The organism is Xanthovirga aplysinae, assembly GCF_009711365.1.
Classification (GTDB): Bacteria; Bacteroidota; Bacteroidia; order Cytophagales; family Cyclobacteriaceae; genus Xanthovirga; species Xanthovirga aplysinae.
Window position 1 is genome coordinate 1 of sequence record NZ_SMMB01001053.1, and the last position, 7,101, is coordinate 7,101.

4 protein-coding genes are annotated in these 7,101 nt (G+C 36.5%); 3 read left to right on the forward strand and 1 reads right to left on the reverse strand.

Annotated features, from left to right (window positions below):
- The 3 genes from E1171_RS11535 to E1171_RS11545 form a co-directional block, all read left to right on the forward strand.
- A partial coding sequence (locus E1171_RS11535; protein WP_155206159.1) for a WD40/YVTN/BNR-like repeat-containing protein occupies positions 1–1,067 on the forward strand: 1,067 nt, incomplete at its 5' end.
- A 532-nt stretch (positions 1,068–1,599) separates the two neighbouring features.
- A complete protein-coding gene (locus E1171_RS11540) occupies positions 1,600–4,398 on the forward strand; it encodes a TonB-dependent receptor domain-containing protein (protein WP_187696406.1) in 2,799 nt (932 codons plus the stop codon).
- A 118-nt stretch (positions 4,399–4,516) separates the two neighbouring features.
- Positions 4,517–5,851 carry a hypothetical protein gene (locus E1171_RS11545; RefSeq protein WP_155206161.1) on the forward strand — a complete coding sequence of 445 codons (1,335 nt, stop codon included), beginning with the start codon at positions 4,517–4,519 and terminating at the stop codon, positions 5,849–5,851.
- 89 nt (positions 5,852–5,940) lie between these two features.
- Here E1171_RS11545 and E1171_RS11550 read toward each other — a convergent pair.
- Positions 5,941–7,101, reverse strand: a 1,161-nt coding sequence (locus E1171_RS11550) for a hypothetical protein (RefSeq protein WP_222931476.1), incomplete at its 5' end; no start/stop codon positions are given.

A 7,101-nucleotide genomic window follows, 5' to 3' on the forward strand; every position in this document is an offset into this window, starting at 1 on the left:
AAACCTTAGCTCTATCAATATTTTCTCTTATTCTCCTCCTTTCTTGTAATACCAAGCAAAAAGAAGTTGAAAAAGAAATAATTGTAAAGGGGGTAACTTTTATCCCTCAAAATATTGATTCCAAAGCATCATTAAGAGGGTTGTTTGCCGTCAATAATGATGTGGTTTGGGCATCAGGATCAGAAGGCACAGTAATTAAAACCATTAATGGAGGAAAACAATGGGAAATAATTAAGGTAAATGGAGCGGATACACTTGATTTTAGAGACATCCATGCCTTTGACCAAAATACGGCCTACATTCTTTCTGCTGGACAACCAGCAAGGTTATACAAAACCACTGATGGAGGAAAAAATTGGCAACTTCAATATGAAAATCTAAATCCCCAGGTCTTTTTTGACGGATTTGATTTTTGGGATCAAAAGCATGGAATTGCCATGAGTGATCCTGTTGCCGGCAAATTACTTTTGATTAAAACAAAGGATGGTGACCATTGGGAGGAAATAAGTACTTCCACCCTACCACCATCCTTAGAAGGAGAAGGAGGTTTTGCTGCCAGTGGTACAAACATTACCGTCCAAAAAAATAAATTCGCCTGGATAGCCACAGGAGGACCGGAAGCAAGAATCTTTTTCACCCAGGACCAGGGGAATAGTTGGGAGGTCACCTCAACTCCCATCCATTCCCCTATGAAATATGCGGGAATATATTCTATTGCCTTTAAGAACCCTAAATTAGGAATTGCCGTGGGAGGAAGTTTTGCCTATCCGGATTCAGCTTTAAATAATGCCGGAATCACCTATGATGGAGGAAAATCCTGGGAATTAATTAAAAATGGTCCTAGGGGCTTTCGTTCCTGTATTGCCTTCTTACCTTTTTCAAAAAACTCTTGGTTTACGGTGAGCCGAGCAGGAGGAGAATACTCTAATGATGACGGCAATACCTGGACACCTTATAATAGAAAAGAAACCTATTATGCTTTCAGTATAGCAACAGATTCCAATTACGGCTGGGCATCTGGAAAAGGAGGGAAATTGTCTAAAGTGGTTTTTGAATTAACAGAATAAAACTTTTTGTTTTATAGGGAGGCTGGTTTTTTCTGAAATAATGGAAATTCAGATCTCCCAACATTTCGGTCAACCGGTATCCTCAATGAGTGGATGTAAAATCATTAAACAAGCAATTAAAACATTAAATAAGAAGGAATAAGAACTATTAATATGGAACACTTTTTAAATCCAAAAACTTAATAACACATTAACTCTAATTTATCTTACCAATTTTTCAATATCAAATTTCATCAACAATATTACATAAGGAAACTATTATCTAAAATTAGCCCTCTAAGACACATATTTCCTATTACAAGTCTAAAGAAGGCAACTTCAGTTCACAGGGAAATCCTAAAAAAGTATGGAACTCCCTACCCGAAAAAATTGAAATGATAAAAATATCGTACACCCCCTTCCTTTTGGGCTTCCCTTTAAGGCTTAACAATTCGTTAATAATACTTCACTTAACTTCACTATTTCTTAACATTAAATTTTTATTCATGTAATCCTGCGGTAGTTTCTTTGCAGTATGAAAAATATCAGTGCTATGAAGAAATTATACATTTCAACATTATTGTTTTTTATTATTGGGAGTGCTATTGCCGGAAGTGGCAAAATCTCTGGAATTGTCTACGAAGAAATCAATGGCAAAAGAGAACCTCTTCCATTTGTTAATATTATCGCGGTGGGCACCCAAACAGGAGTTACAACCGACTTTGACGGCAATTATTCACTGAATTTAGATGAAGGATCATACGAATTAGAATTTAGTTTCATTGGCTACCAGGCCCAGAAACGAAGTATTACAATCAACTCTGGGGACAATATCACCTTAGAGGTTAAACTGGAAGCAGACACAAAAGTACTAGAGGATGTAGTAATTACAGGGAAGGCAGATCGTCAGTCTGAAACAGTTCTTTTATTGGAACAAAAAAAGGCAGCTGTAATTACTCAAAACATTGGTGCCAATGAACTCTCCCGAAAAGGAGTCTCAGACGTAGCCACAGGATTAACCAAAGTGAGTGGTATATCCATGGTGGGTTCACGCCAGTTGTTTGTTCGTGGTCTGGGAGACCGGTATAATAATGCCCAATTAAACGGCCTACCCATTGCATCTCCAGATCCAGATTTAAGAATTATTCCTTTGGATATCTTTCCTACACAGATTGTCAAAAACATTGGAATCAACAAAGCATTCAATTCCCAAATGTATGCAGACTTCTCAGGAGGTACATTTAATATAGAGACTAAAGATTACCCGGAAGAAGCTTTTTTAGTTGCCAGTGCTGGAACCAGCATTAATACCAACACCACTTTTCGTCCATTCAAGCAGATGAATGATACACAATTAAAGTTACCTTCAGAAATTTCAAGTACTGATTTATTCAAACCAACCTCAGGTTCAGAACTTCCTTTTTCCACAGATTTTTCCTACAACACCAAAAACGCTCCAATTAACAGTAATTTCTCTCTAAGTGCGGGTAACACCCTTACCCTCTTCGGACAAGAAATTGGATTCTTAGTGGCAGGGAAACTAAGCAATAATTTTCAATACAGAAATGGAACCTACAAAAATTTACGAAGTGACGGTTCTCCAATAGTTTCCTATGATTTTGAAAATTTTGGCGAAGAAACCAAGGCTTCTGGATTAGCAAATTTGTATTATGAAATTAATCCTAATCATTCCATTCAATTTAATTCTATTTACCTAAGAAAAACCACCGATAATTTATTAGAAAATACGGGATTTACTCAGGATGATAGAGTATTTACCAGAAGGTCCACCTACAGAATCCATCAACTCCTCAATAGCCAACTAAGTGGCAAACATGACGAATTATTTGGTAATGCAGCTTTAAATCTATCTTGGGGAGGTTCATTTGCAATAGCAAAAAGTGATGAGCCAGACAGAAGACAATTGGTTTATAAGAAAGATCAAATGGATAATGGTGAAGAAGGATTTTATTTCTTGAATAGAGATGAAGCCTTTAACCATAGATTTTTCAGCAAATTAAGGGAAGAAGAACTAAACGGAAGAGTGGAAGTAAACTATGATTTAAGAAAGCTTGAAAATAAATTTCCACTGAAGGCAACTTTAGGTTTCCAGACCAGAAAAAAGGACAGAAACTTTAGTGCCCGAAAGTTCAACTACGATTTAGGTCCAATAGGAAAAGATCGTGTATCCTTTGAAGAACTGGAGAACACCTATTTAAATGCAAATGATTTTTCTGACGGCATCATTACCAAAGAAGATAATGCTGAGGTTAGCATTGACCTGATTGAAGACCGTATTCTTTATCCCTATTTTGCCTACCTAGATGTTTATGCTACTTATGGTGCTATCGAAATAGATGTAGTACCTGAGAAACTAAACCTAAGCATGGCTTTACGATCAGAGTATGCGAATCAAAGGATCTATTATAAAGAAAAGAGTGCTACCAGAGACGATTATTTCCAAAAAAGCCAACTTAAAGGAACAGACTTTTTCCCGGCTTTAAATCTTAAATATAGTCTTAATGAAAAATCAAACTTAAGATTTTCATCTAGCAAAACCATCTCAAGACCAGAGTTTAAAGAATTAGCACCTTTTTTCTATAATCCGTCTTTCGGTTCCTTTGAAACTATTGGAAACCCAAATTTGAAAAATGGTTATAATTACAATTTTGATTTAAAATATGAAATTTTCCCCCAAGATCAGGAGCTTTTAGCAATTTCGATCTTTGGAAAATATCTGAAAGACCCAATAGAAAGAGTATTAGTTGCTACCAGTGTTACCCAAGTATCCTATGCTAATTCTGAGATGGCTCATGTAGGAGGGGTAGAAATGGAACTCAATAAAAGATTGGGATCATTTATTGGAGAGGAAAATGCACTTGCTAACTTGTTTATTAGCATGAATGCTTCCCTACTTTATTCCAAGGTGAAACTTTCTGATACCAACAATGATGACAACGCTCAAGGAGGCTCTAACACTTCAGTAATCAACACTAATAAAGAAAGAGCCCTACAAGGAGCTGCCCCTTATTTATTCAATTTTGACTTAAGCTATCCTTTAAGGATCAGAAATTCGGAAACTACTATTTCTACAACCTACAATGTCTTTGGTAAAAGAGTATTTACAGCAGGAGGAAACGGTGCCGGAGACATTTTCGAATTGCCTGTTAATACCCTGAACTTACTTTTATCGACCAATTTCAATGAAAAAATTAAGGTTGGCCTCTCGTTTAAGAATTTACTAAACCCTGATATTATCCAGGAACAAGAAATTCTAGGAAAAGAGAATGTAATTACAAATTCATATAAAAAAGGTAGAGAAATAGGACTATCTTTTTCATATAATTTATAATTAAAGATACCATTAATTAATCTTTAAATAACACAAACTTAATAAATTATAAAATTAAAATAAATTTTTGGAAATTATATTTGTGTAAACAATTAGAAAGTCAAAAACTTATTTAGACATGAAAATTAAAAACTTTTTACTACAGCCTAAAACACTCTTGGTAACTGCCTTAGCATTCACTACAGTCTTTACTTCTTGCGAGGAGAATGACCCTGTCCCAGTAGCTCCAGACCAAGAAGATGACAACGAGGTTCCTCCTACAGGGGTAACTGAAATTAGAGGCGACATCACCGAGAACATGACCTTAAGCGCAGACACTGATTATGTTTTAATTGGAGGTGTTCATGTAAAAGAAGGAACAACTTTAACCATAGAAGCAGGCGTAGAAGTTATTGCCAATACCACCGACGGAGTAGCTTACCTTTTAGTAGAACAAGGAGCTAAAATTATGGCTGAGGGAACCGCCCAAGCTCCGATTGTTTTTACTCCTGATACTGACAATCCTAAAAGAGGAGATTGGGGTGGTATCATCATAAACGGTAAAGCTAAAATTAACAAAGGAGAAACTGCATCAGCTGAAGTAGGTGATACTCCATATGGCGGTAACGATGACACAGATAACTCCGGTGTTCTAAAATATATAAGATTAGAATATACTGGAAACGTCATTAATAGCGAAAAAGAACACAATGGATTCACCTTCAATGGTGTTGGATCAGAAACTACCGTAGAATACCTTCAAGTATACAAAGGAAAAGACGATGGGTTTGAATTCTTTGGTGGAAGTGTGAACGCCAGATATTTGGTATCCACCGGTTCAAAAGACGATTCATTTGACTGGACCTACGGATGGAGAGGAAAAGGACAATTCTGGATTGCTGAGCAGGCTGAAGATGATGGCGATAGAGGTATTGAAGGAGATAACAACGGAAGCCAAAATGAAGCAAACCCATTTTCTGAGCCAACCTTAGCAAACATCACATTAATAGGAAAAAATATTACTGACAGTCAAGGGATGAAGCTTAGAGAAGGTACAAGAGCTCATATTTATAACACTATTGTAACTGGTTTTGAAAAACGAGGAATTCAAGTAGAGCATGATCAAACTTTAACCAATGTAGAAACTGATGGTTTGTTCACTATCTCAAACACTTATGTATACCACAATGATGTAGATAAAGCGTTGGTTTTCTCTCAGACCATGGACGAAGATGCTGAAGGAAATAAAACACCTGCTGATGATAATTTCGTAGTTCCTTCTGAAGATACCTTTACCGTAGAAAGCCTTAATAACCATTTCAATTTAGGCGATGCAAGCTTAACTGGCTTGGTGGGAACTGAAGAAAGTGCAGTTGACCCATCTACCCTTGATGATTGGTTTGTTTCTGCCCCCTATGCTGGCGCCCTGGAAAGTGATAACAATTGGACTGAAGGTTGGACTAAGGCTCTATAGCCCTTCAACTAACAAGAGGCAAATAAAAAAGTCCGGCCAAATGTGTCGGACTTTTTTATTTCTTTTAAGGGCAATACCAATAAGACTTTTTACTCCAACTTATCCATTTCAACAGAATAAGCAATTTCATAGGCCAAGTAAACATTCATCACATCTCCTAATTCCTTCTGCCCCAAGGAATTTTTAACGTGGACAGTATAAGCAAATGAATTCCTACGATGCAGTTGACTCATTTGGCTTTCCTGAACAACTGCTACCAGTACATCATCCCTATATATTTCTGCTAATTGGGATGTAGCATTATAAAGCACCCCATAGTTTTGGTTTTCCAATTTGCCCAGCAACAATCCAAAGCTTCGACCTGAGCTTTCCTGATATTCTTTAATACAGGCCCTAAAAGCAATTAATGAGGAAGAATCCATAAAATGTTCCACAAAAGTAAAACCACCTATTGTTCCAGAAGAAGACTTAAAAGTAACCGCAGTTTGTTGAGGGTTTACTTCCAAAAAGTCTAATTCGGAGCTGGAATTAGAGGAAACTAAAACATTATACTGATCAGATTGTAACTGATTATCCATACGGAAAAATCTAAAATATTTATCCTTTTTAAATTCTTTATCCACCTGCAACCCTGACTCCTTCAACCGCTCAGGAGTTAATTCAATACTTTTTGCATTGGAAGACTCCGCAGCCTTAATCAGGTAACTATTATCGCTTTTAAACCAACCGTTCTTATGGCGCTCTTCTAATTGATATAAATCTGTGGCTTGTAGAAATTCCTTATATTTCTCATTTACTGGACGTTTAATCAATCGCTTTCCAAATTTCACCTCCTCCACGCTAAAAATAGCCTTCACTGCATCTGAAAACATTTGGTGAAAATCTTCTTTTCCAATTATGAAAGGGCCATAAATCCCCTTCCCTGGTATTGGCCTAAATGGTATTACAGTTTTCTTCTTAAAAACTCGGCGACCATCTCGATCCTCTCCATAAAATTTCAGCGTTAAAAGGTAGTCCTGTACCTCCACCCCTTTTTTATATAAAATGGAAGGTAAACTTATGGCTCCCGAAATATTAAAATAAAGATCGGCAGGAGGATAATTAAGTTTTACAGCTTCAACACGCTTAGAAAATACATCATGCGGAACAATTTCATCCCCTTTATGAAATTCAATTTCTTCCAAATCAAAAAATTCCTTCATTAAGGTTTCCATTTCCAGCATAACTTCCCTTCTTAAATCTTTCTCAAA